The 16989-nt window shown below is 57.0% G+C and carries 18 protein-coding genes; 4 read left to right on the forward strand and 14 right to left on the reverse strand.

Features of this window, described 5'->3' with window-relative positions; translation table 11 throughout:
* Positions 1–62: 62 nt before the first annotated feature.
* Both H9X81_RS00100 and H9X81_RS00105 read left to right on the forward strand, forming a co-directional pair.
* Complete coding sequence (locus tag H9X81_RS00100; protein ID WP_204719149.1) at positions 63–1043, forward strand: cation transporter; 981 nt, start codon at positions 63–65, stop codon at positions 1041–1043.
* 126 nt (positions 1044–1169) lie between these two features.
* A complete protein-coding gene (locus H9X81_RS00105) occupies positions 1170–1823 on the forward strand; it encodes a CatA-like O-acetyltransferase (RefSeq protein WP_177503074.1) in 654 nt (217 codons plus the stop codon).
* A gap of 131 nt (positions 1824–1954) precedes the next feature.
* On the opposite strand, the gene H9X81_RS00110 is transcribed toward H9X81_RS00105, so the two are convergent.
* From H9X81_RS00110 to H9X81_RS00135, 6 genes are all read right to left on the reverse strand, one after another.
* Positions 1955–2632, reverse strand: coding sequence for a phosphoribosylaminoimidazolesuccinocarboxamide synthase (locus H9X81_RS00110; RefSeq protein WP_204719150.1), 678 nt, complete (start codon positions 2630–2632; stop codon positions 1955–1957).
* Between the two features lie 247 nt (positions 2633–2879).
* Positions 2880–3308 (reverse strand): hypothetical protein, encoded by a 429-nt coding sequence (locus tag H9X81_RS00115; RefSeq protein ID WP_204719151.1) that lies wholly within the window; start codon positions 3306–3308, stop codon positions 2880–2882.
* Between the two features lie 10 nt (positions 3309–3318).
* The gene (locus H9X81_RS00120; RefSeq protein ID WP_204719152.1) at positions 3319–3957 is read right to left on the reverse strand and encodes a flavodoxin family protein; all 639 of its coding nucleotides are present in this window, start codon (positions 3955–3957) and stop codon (positions 3319–3321) included.
* A 122-nt stretch (positions 3958–4079) separates the two neighbouring features.
* Positions 4080–4280, reverse strand: a complete 201-nt coding sequence (locus H9X81_RS00125) for a DUF1858 domain-containing protein (protein WP_177503066.1) — start codon at positions 4278–4280, stop codon at positions 4080–4082.
* Positions 4281–4399: 119 nt separating this feature from the next.
* Positions 4400–4822 carry a GNAT family N-acetyltransferase gene (locus tag H9X81_RS00130; RefSeq protein ID WP_191391802.1) on the reverse strand — a complete coding sequence of 141 codons (423 nt, stop codon included), beginning with the start codon at positions 4820–4822 and terminating at the stop codon, positions 4400–4402.
* A gap of 31 nt (positions 4823–4853) precedes the next feature.
* Entirely contained in the window at positions 4854–5438 is a 585-nt protein-coding gene (locus tag H9X81_RS00135) for a xanthine phosphoribosyltransferase (protein WP_177503062.1), read from the reverse strand.
* Between the two features lie 554 nt (positions 5439–5992).
* On the opposite strand from H9X81_RS00135, the gene H9X81_RS00140 reads away from it, so the two are divergent.
* A complete protein-coding gene (locus H9X81_RS00140; RefSeq protein ID WP_243423867.1) occupies positions 5993–7825 on the forward strand; it encodes an LTA synthase family protein in 1833 nt (610 codons plus the stop codon).
* 163 nt (positions 7826–7988) lie between these two features.
* On the opposite strand, the gene H9X81_RS00145 is transcribed toward H9X81_RS00140, so the two are convergent.
* The 7 genes from H9X81_RS00145 to H9X81_RS00175 form a co-directional block, all read right to left on the reverse strand.
* The gene (locus H9X81_RS00145; protein ID WP_177503060.1) at positions 7989–8483 is read right to left on the reverse strand and encodes a GNAT family N-acetyltransferase; all 495 of its coding nucleotides are present in this window, start codon (positions 8481–8483) and stop codon (positions 7989–7991) included.
* Between the two features lie 3 nt (positions 8484–8486).
* Positions 8487–8996 (reverse strand): GNAT family N-acetyltransferase, encoded by a 510-nt coding sequence (locus H9X81_RS00150; protein ID WP_204719153.1) that lies wholly within the window; start codon positions 8994–8996, stop codon positions 8487–8489.
* 144 nt (positions 8997–9140) lie between these two features.
* Complete coding sequence (locus H9X81_RS00155; protein WP_191391799.1) at positions 9141–9818, reverse strand: sigma-70 family RNA polymerase sigma factor; 678 nt, start codon at positions 9816–9818, stop codon at positions 9141–9143.
* Positions 9799–10254, reverse strand: coding sequence for an anti-sigma F factor (gene spoIIAB, locus H9X81_RS00160; protein ID WP_191391798.1), 456 nt, complete (start codon positions 10252–10254; stop codon positions 9799–9801). The genes H9X81_RS00155 and spoIIAB overlap by 20 nt, the downstream gene beginning before the upstream one ends.
* The gene (locus tag H9X81_RS00165) at positions 10251–10577 is read right to left on the reverse strand and encodes an STAS domain-containing protein (protein ID WP_177504090.1); all 327 of its coding nucleotides are present in this window, start codon (positions 10575–10577) and stop codon (positions 10251–10253) included. The genes spoIIAB and H9X81_RS00165 overlap by 4 nt, the downstream gene beginning before the upstream one ends.
* Positions 10578–10690: 113 nt before the next feature.
* Positions 10691–12007, reverse strand: coding sequence for a bifunctional folylpolyglutamate synthase/dihydrofolate synthase (locus H9X81_RS00170; protein WP_204719154.1), 1317 nt, complete (start codon positions 12005–12007; stop codon positions 10691–10693).
* A 162-nt stretch (positions 12008–12169) separates the two neighbouring features.
* Positions 12170–14794, reverse strand: coding sequence for a valine--tRNA ligase (locus tag H9X81_RS00175; protein ID WP_204719155.1), 2625 nt, complete (start codon positions 14792–14794; stop codon positions 12170–12172).
* 313 nt (positions 14795–15107) lie between these two features.
* Here H9X81_RS00175 and guaA point away from each other — a divergent pair, with 313 nt between their 5' ends.
* Entirely contained in the window at positions 15108–16640 is a 1533-nt protein-coding gene (gene guaA / locus H9X81_RS00180; RefSeq protein WP_191391795.1) for a glutamine-hydrolyzing GMP synthase, read from the forward strand.
* A 173-nt stretch (positions 16641–16813) separates the two neighbouring features.
* Here the strand turns inward: guaA and H9X81_RS00185 are convergent, their stop codons facing one another.
* The gene (locus H9X81_RS00185; RefSeq protein WP_204719156.1) at positions 16814–16972 is read right to left on the reverse strand and encodes a hypothetical protein; all 159 of its coding nucleotides are present in this window, start codon (positions 16970–16972) and stop codon (positions 16814–16816) included.
* Positions 16973–16989 lie beyond the last annotated feature (17 nt).

Genomic DNA, 16989 nt, shown 5'->3' on the forward strand with positions numbered 1-16989 from the left:
AGACGCCGGCTTCGGAAGGATATACTTTTTCTTCCATTTGAAATGACCGGGAGGTATAATCTGTGATCATTATCGGATATCTGATCCTCGCTGTAATTGTGATGGGCTTCTCCATCCAGCTCTCCAATTATGTGGACATCATCGACAAACGCACCAGCATCTCCGGCGCCTTCATCGGCGGTGTGATCCTGGCTGCCATCACCTCTCTGCCGGAACTCTTCACCAGTATCTCCGCCACCGCCCTGCTCGGTCAGCCGGAACTGGTCATCGGCAATATCCTCGGCAGTGACATCTTCAATACCGCTGTGCTGTCCTCCCTCTTCCTGGCCTTCCCCAAGCGCTTCCGCCGGGCCCGGATCGGCGCCTCCCACAACCTGTCCCTGGTGCTGGTGGCTGCCATCTACCTCTACCTGATTGTGGTGCTGGGACTGGGGCTGGAATTCACCATCTTCAATGTGAGCATCCACTCCATTGTCCTGCTGGCAGTCTACCTCTACGGCGTGCGCACCATGTCCGCGGATGACGGCGTTTCCAATTCCGATGACGGCGCCAGCAGCCAGCTCTCCATGAAGCAGATTATCTTCCGCTTTGTGCTGTGCAGCGTGGGGTTGGTGGCTGCCAGCATCGCCCTGACCTATGCCACCGATGCCATCGCCTCCAGATACCAAATCGGCACTACCCTCGCCGGCGCCCTGCTGCTGGGTGTTGCCACCTCGCTGCCGGAACTGACCTCTTCCATCAATCTGGCAAAGCTCGGCAACTTCAATGCCATGACCGGCAATATCCTCGGCAGCAACCTCTTCAACTTTGCCATCCTCACTGTGGCGGACCTCACCTATGCGGGCGGTTCACTCTATGTCACCACCAGCCAGACCTGGCTGCTGCTTATCTTCGGCCTTGCCAGCGCCATCTTTATTGCCATGCCCATTCTCTACAAATCCAAGGGCCGCCGCAAATATCCCCGTCTGCGCAAGACCATCTACTTTATCCCGCCGGCTCTGGTGCTGGCAAGCTATTTCGCTTTCCTGGCTCTGTCTGTCTGAGCCTGTATCCTGTCTGAAACGAGGTGAATCGCCATGTGTCAAAGCGAGTGTTCCACAAACAAGTCAGGCGGTTTCGATCTGTGAGAGCCTATCCACCCGAAACCGCCTGAAACGGAGGAACCAACTATGTTTCACCCCATTGATTTTGCCGCCTGGGACCGTGCTGAATACTATCAGCACTATATGAACAACGCCCGCTGTACTTACAGCATCACTGCCAATGTGGACATCACTGTCCTGTATCATGCAGCCAAAGCCCGGTCGCTCCGGCTGACGCCCTGTCTGACCTGGCTGTCTGCCCGTGCAGTAAACTCCATTGTCAACCTGCGCTTTGACCGCAACAGCGAAGGTCAGGTGGGCTGGTATGACACCACCTCCCCGGCCTACACTGTCTGGAATCCGGAAACCAAACTGTTTTCCAGCCTGTACACCCCGTACAGTGAATCCTTCCGGGAGTTCTATGAGGCCATGTGCCGGGATATTGCCCTGTGGGGCAAAAAGGGCGGCGTACAGCCCCAGGGGAACTTTCCTCCCAATGTACATAACTTCTCCTCGATCCCCTGGCTGCACTATACCGAGATCAATCTGAATCTCTATACCGACGGCGATTTCCTGCCGCCCATCATCACAGTGGGACAGGCTGCGGAACAGAATGGCCGTCTGATGCTGCCGGTAACCCTGCAGATCCATCATTCGGTTGCCGATGGCTGGCATGCCAGTGAATACTTCCGCATCCTCCAGGAAACTGCCGATACCGCAGAGGAATGGATCGACCGCTGACCCCTGAATAAAAACAAAAACCGCGCCGCAGGTCCGAATGACCGATGCGGCGCGGTTTTTTCTGCGCGCTGAAAGCAGGAAGATCCCCGTCCCCCGGCTGAAGCCAGAGAACGGAGATCTTTTTATAGCTATTATGCGAACAGGAACTTGCCCATATCCATGGGATCTACGATCTTGCCGTCCTTGTAGACGCGCATATTGCCCGAAGCGATCTCATCGATGAGGATTACTTCGTCGCCATTGTAGCCGAACTCGAACTTGATGTCCCACAGCTCCATGCCGTGCTTGGACAGCTCATCCGCTACAACTCTGGCAATCTTCTTGGTGAGGGCACGCATGGAGTCATACTGCTCAGCAGACATTACACCCAGTGCGATCAGACCATCCTCGGTTACCAGCGGGTCACCCTTGGCGTCGTTCTTGAAGGTGGTTTCCACATAGGCGTCCAGAGGAGTACCGTCCTCAATGTAATCGCCATATCTGCGGATAAAGCTGCCGGTGGCCTTCATGCGGCAGATTACTTCCAGACCATGACCAAATACCTTGGCAGGCAGAACTTCCATGGTGCCGTTCTCCAGATCAGCGCTGACATAGTGGGTCTTGATGCTGGCAGCCTTGAGGATCTCGAAGAAGTGTACCGACATCTTGAGGTTGGACTTGCCAATGCCCTCGATGCTCAGGCCGACGGTGTTTGCACCGGGATCGAATACACCGTTCTCACCGGTTACATCGTCCTTGAATTCGAGCATGTAGTTGCCGTTTTCCAGCTCATACACATTCTTGGTCTTGCCTGTGTAAACCTTTTTCATAGCTACTCTCCTGTTCTTGATAACCTGTTTTACCTGGACAAGCTGCCGGTTTGATCCGGGCCTGTCAAAACGAAAAAGGCGGATCGTCCTACCCTGTTATAAGAAATCCGCCTTTTTCATTATACTGGCTTTTCCGCCATTTTTCAATCATCTTTTTCCAGCAGACTGCCCAAAAACCATGAGAATATTTGTGAGAAAACCCGGTTCTATTTTATGGAATTTACACAAGTGTAACAGGCACTGCCCCTTATGCTTCCAGATTGGAAGCGATCATTCGCTCCACTGCTTCGGGTGTATATCCCAGCAGTCTGCCCAGTTCCCGGGCCGCTTCCAGCCGGGACTGCAGATCATATTGCCCGGTGCGGCGCAGTTCTGCTGTGCGGTCCCGGAGTGCCCGGTACCGCTCCTGGACAGCCTGGCTGCCGATGAAGAGAAAGACATACACCCCTTCACAGGCGTCAGCCGGGAAGAGAGGGGTCACCGGCAGGCTGTCCTCCTCGGCGAGCAGCACGCCGTACTGTCCCGCCATCTTTGCGGCATACTCCCGGTACTCGGCCCGTTCCTCCGGCGAGGCAAACGGATGGCTGAGCGCCATGGGCTTGACACCGGCGCCGACAATCTCACAGAAGCTGTCCATGACGCCGCAGTGGTAGGAATAGGGATCGATGGGACGCATTCTACTCACCTCACCGGATAAAGTTTGTGGCAACCTTGGGCTCATACTGCGGAGCGGGAACACCGGCCTTCTTTCCGGCTTCGATGCTCCGGAGCAGCCAGGCCATATTCTCGCCCAGAGTGCGCATCATCTGCAGACCCTCGGCATCCTGCAGTACCTCCTCAGGGGTATTGCCATGCACCTGGTTCCAGTACTGGGAGGATACCACCGGCATATTGCAGATGGTGAAGTACTTGTTGAGCTGGTCAAAGGCAGAAGCGGCACCGCCCCGGCGGCAGGAGACCACTGCCGCGCCCAGCTTACCGGCCATCCGGCGTCCGCCGGCATAGAACAGCCGATTGAGGAAGGAGGTGATCTGTCCGCTGGCGGCGGCGTAGTAGACCGGCGAACCCACGACAATGGCGTCGATGCTGTCCAGTTCGTCCAGCACCCGGTTGACCTTGTCATCAAAGGTCTCCGGCCCAAAGACACAGTGTCCGGTCCGGGCACAGGTGTTGCAGGCGATGCATCCTGCCACCGGCTTGCGTCCCAGCCAGAGGATCTCGGTTTCAATGCCGTGCCGGCGCAGGACACCCTCCACCTCATGCAGCGCGGTGTAGGTACAGCCATGCTCGTTGGGGCTGCCGTTGATCAGAAGTACTTTTGCCATAATTTCCACAACTCCCTTGTATCTTGATGCAAAAAACAGCCCGAATGCCTTTCTTCCGGCGTTCGGGCTGCTTTGATGGTTCTGCGTTATCCCGCATTGTCCGGGTATTCCCGGCCGCCGGCTTACAGATTGTCCAGATAGGCGTTCAGTTCGCTGAGAACCTTCTCAGGGTCCATACGATGTACGGCACAGGCCTCACCCAGACTCTCACGAGCGGAAGCCGGACAGCCGACACAACCCATACCATTCTGCATCAGAATGCGGGCCATGCCCATATCCATCTTGAGAATATCGCCGATCAGTGTATCCTTTGTAATACGCATCCGTCATTCATCCTTTCAGTTCAGGGGTCCGGTGGGGACCGGTCTTATGGGTACAGGATCATCCTGCCCTGTTTTCCTCTACTTTAATACAAACCCGGTCTGTTTTTCTGTGAGCGGGGTCACACTTCCCGGATCATGGGCGTAAAAGTGATTCCATTGACTGTCTGCTGGGGCGCTGTATCCCGGAATCCCAGACGGTGATAGGCCTCCACCGCATAGGGCGAGGAATTGACTGTGACTGCCCCGGTCTGCTCCCGGCAATAGGCTTCGATCAGAGCACGGGCTGTCCCCTGGCGATGGTATTCCCGCCTTACAAACAGAAGGCAGATGTGCTCCTCCCTCGCTGCCAGAACGCCCCGGAGAACCGTTCCGTCCCAGGCGCCGTAAAAGCAGAGGGACGCCTGCTGCGGGTCGTCCAGAAAGCGGAAGAACTCCTCCACTCCCTCAGGCGGGTAGTCCGGCGCCTCAAACTCCAGGAAAACGTCCCGGACCAGCTCCAGCCCCTGGGGGATCTCCGCTGGGGTCAGATGGCGGATCTCCATGCTGCTCTCTCCCTTCCAGATCCAGGGCAGGTCAGTCCTGCTCCCGGAACACGATCTCACCGGTGGCGGCGTCCATCGACTCGATGATCGCCAGCGATTCCACCCGGTAGCCCTCCTGACGGAGCTTGTCGCCGCCCTTCTGGAAGCCCTTTTCCACAGCGATGCCCAGACCTTCTACGGTTGCGCCGGCCTGGTGCGCCAGATCGATAAGACCCTCCATGGCACAGCCGTTTGCCAGGAAGTCATCGATGATGAGCAGATGGTCCTCCGGGCTGAGATACTCCCGGGATACAATGACATTGTTGTCGTTGTTGTGGGTGTAGGAGTGGATCACAGTGTGATAGACATCGTCCGAGATATTGGAGGAACGGCTCTTCTTGGCAAAGACCACCGGCACGCCGAAGTGCAGGCCGGCAATGATGGCAATACCGATGCCGCTGGCCTCGATGGTGAGGATCTTGTTGATGGGCGCGTCGGCATAGAGGCGCTTGAATTCCGCGCCCATCTTGTCAAAGAACAGCACATCCATCTGATGATTGATGAAACTGTCCACCTTGAGGACGCTTCCCGATTTAACGATACCTTCCTGGCGAATCCGTTCTTCCAGCAGCTTCATGTGATTCAACCTCTCTTTTCCCTGTCCGGTGAAATTCCTGTCCGGGGACGATAAAAAGCCCGGCAAGAATTCATTCCCCGCAGGCAGTTTCCCCACCGGACTGTGAACAAACAATCCGGTTTTTCTCCTTGTATTGCGAAAATTGTAAACTATTTTTGAACTTATTGCAAGAGTTTTTTACATTTCTCCGCAAAATCACAGAGTTTATGGTATAATAGCCGCAAATCGGCTATTATACTTGTTTTTACGGCCAGACGATTCGCAGGCGTAGCCTGCTTCCGTCCTAATGGCCAGTTATACCATTTCGCTGACGCTTCATGGTATAATAGCCGCAAATCGGCTCTTATACCTGTTTTTATGGCCGGACGACTCGTCCCAATGGGCGATGATTCCATTCTGCTCATACCCCGAGGCATTCTGTATTCGCCTGCGGCGCAGATACAGGGTGCTTCTTTTGAGAATTGCTGTGGATTATGCTATACTGAAAGCATTCCATGCGGGCTTTGTCCGGCATAACAGCCTCAATTCATAAAATATCTGGAGTTGTTGTAATTTTGGAACAAAATGATATGCAGTTTGCCCGGATCTGGCGGCGGGCAAAATGGATCGGACGGGGTGTACTCTTCTTTACCCCGCTGACCTCCTTCTATATGATGCAGTTCGTGTTCGGCAGCATGCCCTGGGATCACAGCCTGGGAGTCACCCTCGCCAACTACATCTGCATCGGCGCTGCCTTTTTCCTGCTCACTGCCCTCACCAACCGCCTGCTGCTCTGCAGCCTGATTGTCCATCTGGCCTGCATTGCCTGGGGCGTTGCCAACTACTTTGTCAACCTCTACCGGGGCCTGCCCATCCTCCCCTGGGATTTCACAGCCCTGCGCACTGCGGTGGCTGTGGCAGACAGCTATGACCTCTATGTCACCTGGGAGATGGCTGCTGCCCTCTCTATCCTGCTGGGCTTCGCTGTCCTGATCCACCGCTCCATCCGGTCCGGCGGTCGGGTACGGCTGCGGCAGAGCCTTCCGGCCCGTCTGGCCTGCCTATTGATGGCACTGCTCTGCTTTACCCCCATCCTCAATACCAGCACCCTGGGGCGCTTCGGCGTCAGCACCGATGTCTGGGATCAGGCCGGCTCCTACCGCACCTCCGGCGTCCTCACCGCCTTCCTGCGGAACTTCCAGTTCATGGAGGTGGAGGAGCCCTCCAACACCTCCCCGGACTACATCCAGGAGCTGATGGAGACGGTCAGTGTGGACCCTGAGCCCCTCACCACAGTGGAGCGCCCCAATATCATCGCCATTATGAATGAGTCCTGGGCAGACTATGAGAATTTCGGCACTGTCCAGTTCAGCGAGAGCCTGACCGATCACATCGATGCCAGCGGCGCCCTGTTCGGTCATGCCTATGCCTCGGTATTCGGCGCCGGTACCAGTGCCAGCGAGTTTGAATTCCTCACCGGCAATTCCATGGCATTCCTGCCCTCGGGCAGTATCCCCTATCAGCAGTATCTGGGCGAGAGCAGCGAATCCCTTGCCAGCATCCTGTCCGGCTATGGGTACGACTGTCTTGCCATGCACCCCGGCGAACGCACCTCCTGGCAGCGGAATCTGGCCTATCCCAAACTGGGCTTTGACAACTTCAAATGCGAGGAGGATCTGGATGTGCCGGTGACCACCGAGCACGGCTACATCAGCGATGCCACCTCTTTTGAACAGATTATCTGGGAGTTTGAGCAGAAGGAGCCGGGTCAGCCCCTGTTCCTGTTCAATGTGACCATTCAGAACCATGGCAGCTATACAGTTGCGGATTATCCCGCCGAAGTGACTGTCGCCGACTATCCCGGACAGTTCCCTAAGGCGGAACAGTACCTGACCCTTGCCAACAAGTCGGACGAGGCGTTCCAGATGCTGGTGGACTACTTCTCCACCTATGAGGAACCCACCATCATTCTAATGTTCGGCGACCATCAGCCCTCGGTGGAGCAGGAGTTCCTGGATCTGGTCTACAATGTGGGCGATGACGGCATGAGCATGGAGGAATACATGCGCAAGTATGAAGTTCCCTATCTCATCTGGGCCAACTATGACCTGCCGCAGATGGAGCTGCCCACCACCAGCCTGAACTTCCTGGGGCAGCAGCTGCTGCGTCTGGCTGGAATCGAAACCACCGGCTATGGCGAGTTCCTCTGGGGCGTGCAGGAGATCCTGCCTGCCATCTGCTTCCCCGGCTATACCGATGCGGAGGGCAATGCTTACAGCCATCTGGAGACCAACGACTTCACCCCGCTGATCGATGCCTATCAGTCCTTCCAGTACAACAACCTGTTCGGCGGAGAGGATCGGCTGGATGCGCTCTATGAACCGGAGCTTTCCGCCGAAGCCGCCTGACCCTCATACGACCATGCAAAAAGCCGCCCGGCTATGCCGGACGGCTTTCTTTTTCTGTTCTGGATATGATAGACAGTCCAGTCGGACATGGGCTCTGCTCCCAATAAGCGGCAGGAGCCCATGCCGGGCCGCTTCAACAGCCCGGCTGCACGATGGACATTCTCTATGCCTTGGGTTCGGCAGCGAGGTCGGTGAGGGTCTTGCCGGCGATGCGGTAGACGGTCCAGTCGGACATGGGCTCTGCCCCCAGCGAGAGATAGAAATCGATGCTGGGCTGGTTCCAGTCCAGGCACCACCACTCCAGCCGTCCGCAGCCCCGCTCCACTGCCAGGGCAGCCAGACGGCGGATCAGTCCCTTGCCATACCCCCGGCCCCGGTATTCCGGACGGACATAGAGATCCTCCAGGTAGATACCGGCCCGGCCCAGGAAGGTGGAGAAGTTGTGGAAGAACAGGGCAAAGCCTGCCTCCTTCCCCTCCGGGGTCAGCACAAACAGCACCTCCGCCTTCTGCCGGTCAAAGAGCCACTCCTCCAGAACCGGCTCGGTGGCGACTACCTCGTCCAGGAGTTTCTCATAATCCGCCAGCTCCCGGATCATCTGGAGGATCAGCGGGGTATCCTCCCGCACTGCAAATCGGAAATTCAGTTCCGTTTCCATTGGTCAGTTCTCCTTTCTCTTCCGGCGGCAGACCATTTCCAGATCCCGCAGAGTTCCATACGGCGTGTGATCCAGCTGGATACGCCCGGTCGGTTCAAAACCCATATGGCGGTAGAATCCAGCGGCTTTTTCGTTGCCCTCCAGCACATACAGCACCACATTCGGACAGGTGCAGAAGTCCAGACAGTGCCGCATCAGCGCCCCTGCCAACCCCTGACCCTGGAACTTCCGCAGCAGATAGAAGGCCACGATCTCCGAAGCCTCCGGCACCGGCACCGATTCCCGGGCCGGGTCGGAACAGCTGGCGAACCCCGCCAGTTCCCCATCCTCAAAGAGGAGAAAGCTGGACAGTGTATCCCGCCGGGCTTTTTCGGTCCACTTTTCCGGGGTGAAGGTATCCAGGTAGGCATCGGGGATCAGACCCCGGTAGGTTTCCTCCCACACCTGCCAGTGCAGCTGTCCCAGTTCGCCGGCATATTCCGGCGTAAAGGGAATAATACGGATCTCAGGCATTTTCCCGCCGCCTTTCCATTTAGATGTATGAGGAAAATTGTAGCACAATCATGCCGCTTTGGCAATTTCCCGCATATAAAAAAGCACTGCGGAGCCAAAGACTCCGCAGTGCCGACAGGAGGTAAGTGGATCGCAGTAGTAATATCACAGGAGTTTCTGCCGCATGGCGAGGAGCAGTTTCTTTTCCCGGCGGGAGACCTGCACCTGGGTCATACCCAGCTGTTCCGCCGTCTGGGTCTGGGTCTTGTCCATAAAGTACCGCAGAATGATGAGCTGCCGGTCCCGGGGCTCCAGCTCTCCCAGGATCTGCCGCAGAGCCATCCGCTCCGAGAGGTTTTCCTCCGGGGACTGTACCGGCAGGTCGATCTGGGTCTCTCCCTCTTCCGAGGACACGGTCAGCGAGAGCGGCGGCGCCGATACATTGAGCGCCTCCACCACCTCTTCCCGGGTGAGCCCCAGCTCCTCCGCCAGCTCCTCGATGGTGGGATCACGGCCCAGCCGGACCGCCAGCTGCTCCCGTCCCCGCACCACCCGCAGGGAGAGTTCCTTCAGCGAACGGCTCACCTTGACCGTGCCGCCGTCCCGGAACAGCCGGCGCATCTCCCCGAGGATCACCGGCACCGCATAGGTGGAAAACCGCACGCCCCGGGAGAAATCAAAGGCATCGCAGGCTTTGACCAGCCCCATGCATCCGGCCTGGAACAGATCGTCATATTCAATGCCCCGGCCCTTGAAGCGATGGGCACAGGAATGCACCAGGCCCAGGTTTTCCTCGATCATCTTCTGGCGGTCCCGGGCGGACTCACTCAGTGTCCCGGTCATTCTGATCCCCTCTGCTTTCGATCCTCCTCTCCAGTGTGACGGTGGTGCCCTTCCCCACCTGGGAACGCACCCGGACCTTGTCCATCAGGCTCTGCATCACCGCAAAGCCCAGTCCGGCCCGGTCCTCCCCGCCGGTGGTGAACAGCGGTTCCATGGCCTTTTCCACATCGGGAATGCCGCAGCCCTTATCCCGGATGCGGATCACCACTCTGCCGTCCGCATAGAGATCTGCGGCTATGTAAACAATGCCGATCCGGTCGGCATAGGCATGGACAATACAGTTGGTCACCGCTTCGGAAACCGCAGTCTTGATGTCCGCCAGCTCCTCCACAGTGGGGTCCAGGGACGCCAGGAATCCGGACACCGCTGTCCGGGCAAATCCCTCATTGGCTGACCGGCTCACAAACTGCAGCTTCATGCTGTTTGTCTTTTTCATTGTTTCACCTCTTCTTTTTCTTCCAGTACGCCGAGCTTGTCCAGCCCGGACACCTTCATCACCTTGCGCAGCGATCTGGGGACTCCCTGTACAAGCAGATGTCCGCCCTGTTCCTGCATCAGGCGCCAGCGCCCCATAATCAGCCCGATGCCCGAACTGTCCATGAAGGTGACCCCGGAAAAGTCCAGAATCAGCCGTTCCGGAGTCCCGGACAGCACCGATTCATCGATCCGGCGGCGCAGTTCCACCGCACTGTGATGGTCGATCTCACCGCTGAGATAGGCAGTGATCTCCTCATTTGTTACTTCCAGCGTGACAGCCATAGCTTCCGTCCTTTCGCAAAAAATGCAATAAAAATCCTCTATCCCAAAGGATAGAGGATTCAGGATAAAAAGTGAGTCGGTTTCTGACAGAGGGAAAAATTCCCGTGGGCAACTCAGAGATGCGGGCTGTGCGGGATTTCCCGGCCTTCAAAGAACCGCCGGGCGGTGTGCCGGAGATCGGACGCCACATAGAGCGACCCGCACACCAGCAGCGTATCCTCCGGGGTAAGGCTGTCATAGGCGTCGGCAAAGGCCCCGTCCAGCTCCTTGCCCCAGGGACGCACATCGGCACAGTACTCCCCTGCCAACGCAGCCAGCTCATCCGAGGGCATGGCACGGGGATTGTCCAGCGGCTCCACGGTATACACCCGGTCAGCCAGCGGCAGGGTCCTGGAGATGGCGTGGCGCACATCCTTGTCCTTCATCATGCCGATGAGGATCACCAGCCGCCCGGTGACCAGCCCCTCCAGCGAACCGGACAGGGCCGCCGCGCCCGATTCGTTGTGGGCTCCGTCCAGGATCACAGTGGGACAGCGGCTGACCACCTCCATGCGCACCGGGAAGAAGGTCTCGCCGATGCCCCGGACAATGGCGCTGTCCGGGATATTCATGCCCCGGGCCCGCAGCGCCAGCAGGGCTTCCACCGCATTGACGCAGTTGGCGATCTGATAGCGTCCCACCAGCGGCAGATGGATCGAAAGATCCCGGTAGCGCAGATCGGTGCCCTCCAGCGTCATGCGCTCCACCTCCACCGCCCGGAGATTGCCCTGGATCAGCCGGCAGTTCTGCTCTGCCGCCTTCTCCATGATGACAGCCAGGGCGTCCAGATCCTGGTCGGGGTAGCAGATGCAGGGAATCCCCGGGCGGAGCACCCCGCACTTTTCCGCCGCGATTTTGGCAGGGGTATCCCCGAGAACCTCCACATGGTCCAGGCCGATGGAACAGATCACCGCCGCCAGGGTATCCTTTACGATGTTGGTGGAGTCCAGCCGTCCGCCGATGCCGGCTTCCAGCACCACCACCTCACACTGCTCCCGGGCAAACCACACAAAGGCAGTGGCGCAGACCAGCTCAAACTCGGTGGGCTGCCTGCCCTCTGCTGCCATCTGATCCGCTTCCCGGCGCACCTCCTCCACACAGGAGGCCAGCGCCTCCGGGGAGATCATCTCGCCGTCAATCTGCATCCGCTCCCGGAAATCGAGGATAAACGGCGAGATGAACATTCCCGTCCTGTACCCCGCCGCTGTGAGGGAATGGGCAATCATCGAGGTGGTGGAGCCTTTGCCATTGGTGCCCACCACATGCACATACCGCAGCTTGTCCTGGGGGTCGCCCAGGCGATGCATCAGCTCGGTGATCTTCCGGAGTCCGTCCTTCTTCCCCCGGCCCCGGGCACTGTGGATATAGTCTACTGCTTCCTGTCCTGTCATAACGCTCTCCCTGCCTTCCGGCATAAAATTCTGATTTCATCTTACACCGGCGCACCTGTTTTGTAAAGCGTGACCTTTTCTTCCCCGTTTCCGCAAAAAACACGGCACAGCCGCATTGGAAAACGACTGTGCCGTGTAAATTGTAATTGTATCGGGTCAGGATCAGCCCAGATTGCGGATGCTCTCCTCGATGCGGGTGAGCTTTTCCTCCGCCTTGGCCAGCTTTTCCCGCTCCATGGCGATCACCTTCTCCGGAGCCTTGGCTACAAAGCCGGCATTGGACAGCTTGCCGGACAGGAAGTCAATATCCTTCTGGCAGGCAGCCTTTTCCTTCTCCAGACGGGCCAGCTCCTTCTCCCGGTCGATGAGTTCGTCCATGGGGATCAGGATGCGGGCATCGGCAGTGATGGCCTGGGCAGCGCCGGGCAGATCAAAGCTCTCGCCGATCTCCACCTCAGGCGCAAAGGCCAGACGCTCAATGAAGGCCTGACCGGCACGGAAGATCTCCGGCACCTTGGTTTCGATGAACAGCTTGGCCTTCCGGGACGGCGGAACATTCATCTCCGCACGCACATTGCGCACAGCACGGATCAGGTTCATCACCTTTTCAAAGTCTGCCTCCTCGGCGTCAAAGCGCAGAGCCGGATTGGACTCAGGCCACTTGCTGACCATGATGCTCTCCCCTTCGTGGGGCAGAGCCTGCCAGATCTCCTCAGTGATGAAGGGCATGAACGGATGCAGCATCTGCAGCACACCGGTCATCACATACACCAGAACACGGCGGGCATTGTCAGCGGTTTCGCCGCCGGCCTGCAGCCGGGACTTTGCCAGCTCGATATACCAGTCGCAGTAGATGTCCCAGATGAAGTCGTAGATCTTGCCGGCAGCCACACCCACATCGAACCGCTCCAGGGCGTCGGTGGTCTCCTGAACCAGGCGGTCATACTTGGTGAGCACCCACTTGTCCTCAGCGGTGAGCTCGGACGGCAGGGACAGCTCCAGGGAATCGGCGTCAGGCAGGTTCATCAGAATGAACCGGGCGGCATTCCACAGCTTGTTGGCAAAGTTGCGGGAAGAAGTCACCTTCTCCTCGCTGAAGCGCATATCGCTGCCCGGGCTGATGCCATTGACCAGGGTGAACCGCAGCGAGTCAGCGCCGTAGCGGTCGATGATCTCCAGCGGGTCAACGCCGTTGCCCAGGGATTTACTCATCTTGCGGCCCTGGGCATCCCGGACGATACCATGGATGAACACATTCTCAAAGGGAGTCTCCCCCATGTGCTCAATGCCCGAGAAGATCATACGGGCTACCCAGAAGAAGATGATGTCATAGCCGGTCACCAGAGTGCTGGTGGGATAGAAGTACTCGAGATCCTCGGTCTTGTCCGGCCAGCCCAGGGTGCTGAAGGGCCACAGTGCCGACGAGAACCAGGTATCCAGGGTATCCTCGTCCTGGTGCAGATGGGTGCTGCCGCACTTGGGACATACAGTGGGATCTTCCTTGGAAACGATCACCTCGCCGCAGTCCTCGCAGTACCAGGCGGGAATCCGGTGGCCCCACCAGAGCTGACGGGAAATACACCAGTCACGGATGTTCTCCATCCAGTTGTAGTAGATCTTGTCGAACCGCTCGGGGACAAAGTTGGTCTTGCCGGAGCGTACCGCCTCAATGGCAGGCTCAGCCAGCGGCTTCATCTTGACGAACCACTGCTTGGAGATCATCGGCTCAATGGTGGTACCGCAGCGGTAGCAGCTGCCTACATTGTGGTTGTAATCCTCGATCTTGATGAGATAGCCCTGCTCCTCCAGGTCAGCAACGATCTGCTTTCTGGCCTCATAGCGGTCCAGACCGGCATACTTGCCGCCCTTTTCGTTGATGGTGGCATCCTCATTCATCACATTGATGACTTCCAGATTGTGCCGCAGACCCACTTCAAAGTCGTTGGGGTCATGGGCGGGGGTCATCTTTACGACACCGGTACCGAAGTCCATCTCCACATACTCATCGCCGACGATGGGCAGCTCCCGGCCTACCAGCGGCAGGATGGCAGTCTTGCCAATGAGATGCTTGTAGCGCTCATCATTGGGGTTGACGGCAATACCGGTATCACCCAGCATGGTTTCGGGACGGGTGGTGGCTACTTCCAGATAGCCGCTGCCATCGGTGAGCGGGTACTTGATGTGCCAGAAATGTCCGGCCTGCTCTTCGAATTCCACCTCGGCATCCGAAATGGAAGTCTTGCAGTGGGGGCACCAGTTGATGATGCGTTCGCCCTGATAGATCAGGCCCTTTTCATACAGATTGACGAACACTTCCCGTACCGCCCGGGAACAGCCCTCGTCCATGGTAAAGCGCTCCCGGCTCCAGTCGCAGGAACTGCCCAGACGCTTGATCTGCGCGTTGATGCGGCTGCCATAGGTTTCCTTCCACTGCCAGGTACGGCGCAGGAATTCTTCACGGCCTACGCCTTCCTTGGTAAGCCCTTCCTTTGCCATGGCTTCTACTACCTTGGCTTCGGTAGCAATGGAAGCATGGTCGGTACCGGGCAGCCACAGGGTGCAGTAGCCCTGCATCCGCTTGAACCGGATGAGAATATCCTGCAGTGTATTATCCAGAGCATGGCCCAGATGCAGCTGACCCGTGATGTTCGGCGGCGGCATCATGATGCTGTAAGGCTTTTTGTCATGGTCGACGACAGGGGAAAAGTATCCTTTTTCCTGCCAGAAGGCATAAAGTCGATCCTCAAATGAATGGGGATCATAGGTTTTATCCAGATCTTTGCCCATATCGAATCCTCCTCAAAAATGTTTGGTATCCTGCCAGACCATTCAGAATCAGTCTGAGCTATTCTTTCATTATAGTAAAATCACAAAAAAATGGCAAGGGAAACTGACAATTTTCACAGGGGAATTTCCAGGGAAAATCCCCTGTTTTTCCTCCCGATGCCCGACAGGTGACACAGTCTGATCCCGGTGTGTCCGGAACACTTTGTATAAAAAGCGCAAAGAATTTGGAATCGGGGTAAAAACCTTGCTTTTTCCCTCAAAAAATGTAAAAATAAAAGAAAGTATGAATCCATATAGAAAGGCAAGGTAGCGTATGGAAAATCAGAAGGTCCTTATTCTGGATTTCGGCGGTCAGTACAATCAGCTCATCGCACGCAGAGTGCGGGAATGCAATGTGTACTGTGAAGTCCATCCCTACAATATGTCCCTGGAGAAGATCCGGGAATTCGCGCCCATCGGTATTATTTTCACCGGTGGTCCCAGCAGTGTTTATGAGGAAGGCGCTCCCAGACTGGAAAAGGAAATCTTTGAAATGGGAATCCCGATCCTGGGTATCTGCTATGGCGTACAGGTGATGGCCTATACTCTGGGCGGTACTGTAAAGCCGGGCCATATCCGTGAATATGGCAGAAAGCCGGTGGAATTTGATACTGACTGCACCATCTTCTCCGGTCTGGCTGAAGAGGCCAATGCGCTCATGAGCCATAACGATACCATCTATGAACTGCCCGAGGGCTTCAAGTCCGCTGCCCATACCGACAGCTGCCCCGTAGCTGCCATGTACAATGAGGCTGCCAAGCTCTATGGCATGCAGTTCCATCCGGAAGTGACCCTGACTGAAAACGGCACTGCCATGATCCGGAACTTCCTGTACAATGTGTGCGGCGCCACCGGCGACTGGACCATGAAGAACTATGCCCAGACTGCCATTGAGCAGATCCGTGCCAAGGTTGGTGACGGCAAGGTGCTGCTGGCTCTGTCCGGCGGTGTGGACAGCTCGGTTGTGGCTTCGCTGATCTCCAAGGCAGTGGGCCGTCAGCTCACCTGCATCTTTGTAGACCATGGCCTGATGCGCAAGAATGAAGGCGATGAGATCGAAGCTGTATTCGGCGACGGCAGCATCAACTTTATCCGCATCAATGCCGAGGATCGCTTCCTGGCCCGTCTGGCTGGTGTAACCGATCCCGAGCGCAAGAGAAAGATCATCGGTGAGGAGTTTATCCGCATCTTTGAGGAAGAGGGCAAGAAGATCGGCTCGGTGGACTATCTGGCACAGGGCACCATCTATCCGGACGTAATCGAGTCGGGCGTGGGCGATTCCGCTGTCATCAAGAGCCACCACAATGTAGGCGGTCTGCCTGACTATGTGGACTTCAAGGAGATCATCGAGCCGCTGCGTCAGCTCTTCAAGGACGAAGTGCGCGCCCTGGGTTCGGAACTGGGTCTGCCTGAGAACATTGTATGGCGTCAGCCCTTCCCCGGCCCTGGTCTGGGTATCCGTGTTCTGGGCGAGCTGACCAAGGAAAAGCTGGATCTGCTGCGTGATGCCGACGCCATCTTCCGTGAGGAACTGCATCTGGCTGGCCTGGATCGTGAGATCAACCAGTACTTTGCCGTACTGACCAATATGCGTTCGGTAGGCGTTATGGGCGACGGCCGTACCTACGACTACACCATTGCCCTGCGCGGCGTTGTAACCAGCGACTTCATGACCGCTGAGTGGGCCCGCATCCCCTACGATGTACTGGACAAGGTATCCCGCCGGATCGTAAACGAGGTCAAGCATGTCAACCGCATCGTGTATGACATCACCTCCAAGCCCCCGGCAACCATTGAGTGGGAATAAACCCCGGAGCCTGTCAGAGCTGACTGTGTGAGGAGCCGAACTCCTTCATAGCAGTGATTTTATAGGATTCATGAAAAAGAGCGGACTGACAAAAGTCAGTCCGCTCTTTTTGTTCTCCCTGGCTTTTCCGGCTCCATAAGCGGGAAGTCAGATAGGATTCAGGGCAGCAGTTATCACATCTGACCCGGATTTTGTGGCTTTATGCTCCAGAACACCACATTCATCAGAATCACAATCAGCAGAACAGAGGCCATGCCTGCCCAGAAACCCATATTGACCCCAAAAAGGGATGTGGTGCCGAACAGGCTTGTCCAGATCGCTGTCCAGTTCATATAAAACACCTCCTATT

Source organism: Hydrogenoanaerobacterium saccharovorans (assembly GCF_016901815.1).
Lineage (GTDB): Bacteria > Bacillota > Clostridia > Oscillospirales > Ruminococcaceae > Avimicrobium > Avimicrobium caecorum.

Bases quoted from the DNA above. Each gene is read 5' to 3' on its own strand.
- H9X81_RS00105 (WP_177503074.1), top strand. From the start codon at position 1,170: ATGTTTCACCCCATTGATTTTGCCGCCTGGGACCGTGCTGAATACTAT.
- H9X81_RS00110 (WP_204719150.1), bottom strand. From the start codon at position 2,632: ATGAAAAAGGTTTACACAGGCAAGACCAAGAATGTGTATGAGCTGGAA.
- H9X81_RS00115 (WP_204719151.1), bottom strand. From the start codon at position 3,308: ATGCGTCCCATCGATCCCTATTCCTACCACTGCGGCGTCATGGACAGC.
- H9X81_RS00120 (WP_204719152.1), bottom strand. From the start codon at position 3,957: ATGGCAAAAGTACTTCTGATCAACGGCAGCCCCAACGAGCATGGCTGT.
- H9X81_RS00125 (WP_177503066.1), bottom strand. From the start codon at position 4,280: ATGCGTATTACAAAGGATACACTGATCGGCGATATTCTCAAGATGGAT.
- H9X81_RS00130 (WP_191391802.1), bottom strand. From the start codon at position 4,822: ATGGAGATCCGCCATCTGACCCCAGCGGAGATCCCCCAGGGGCTGGAG.
- H9X81_RS00135 (WP_177503062.1), bottom strand. From the start codon at position 5,438: ATGAAGCTGCTGGAAGAACGGATTCGCCAGGAAGGTATCGTTAAATCG.
- H9X81_RS00145 (WP_177503060.1), bottom strand. From the start codon at position 8,483: ATGGAAACGGAACTGAATTTCCGATTTGCAGTGCGGGAGGATACCCCG.
- H9X81_RS00150 (WP_204719153.1), bottom strand. From the start codon at position 8,996: ATGCCTGAGATCCGTATTATTCCCTTTACGCCGGAATATGCCGGCGAA.
- H9X81_RS00155 (WP_191391799.1), bottom strand. From the start codon at position 9,818: ATGACCGGGACACTGAGTGAGTCCGCCCGGGACCGCCAGAAGATGATC.
- spoIIAB (WP_191391798.1), bottom strand. From the start codon at position 10,254: ATGAAAAAGACAAACAGCATGAAGCTGCAGTTTGTGAGCCGGTCAGCC.
- H9X81_RS00165 (WP_177504090.1), bottom strand. From the start codon at position 10,577: ATGGCTGTCACGCTGGAAGTAACAAATGAGGAGATCACTGCCTATCTC.
- H9X81_RS00170 (WP_204719154.1), bottom strand. From the start codon at position 12,007: ATGACAGGACAGGAAGCAGTAGACTATATCCACAGTGCCCGGGGCCGG.
- H9X81_RS00175 (WP_204719155.1), bottom strand. From the start codon at position 14,794: ATGGGCAAAGATCTGGATAAAACCTATGATCCCCATTCATTTGAGGAT.
- guaA (WP_191391795.1), top strand. From the start codon at position 15,108: ATGGAAAATCAGAAGGTCCTTATTCTGGATTTCGGCGGTCAGTACAAT.
- H9X81_RS00185 (WP_204719156.1), bottom strand. From the start codon at position 16,972: ATGAACTGGACAGCGATCTGGACAAGCCTGTTCGGCACCACATCCCTT.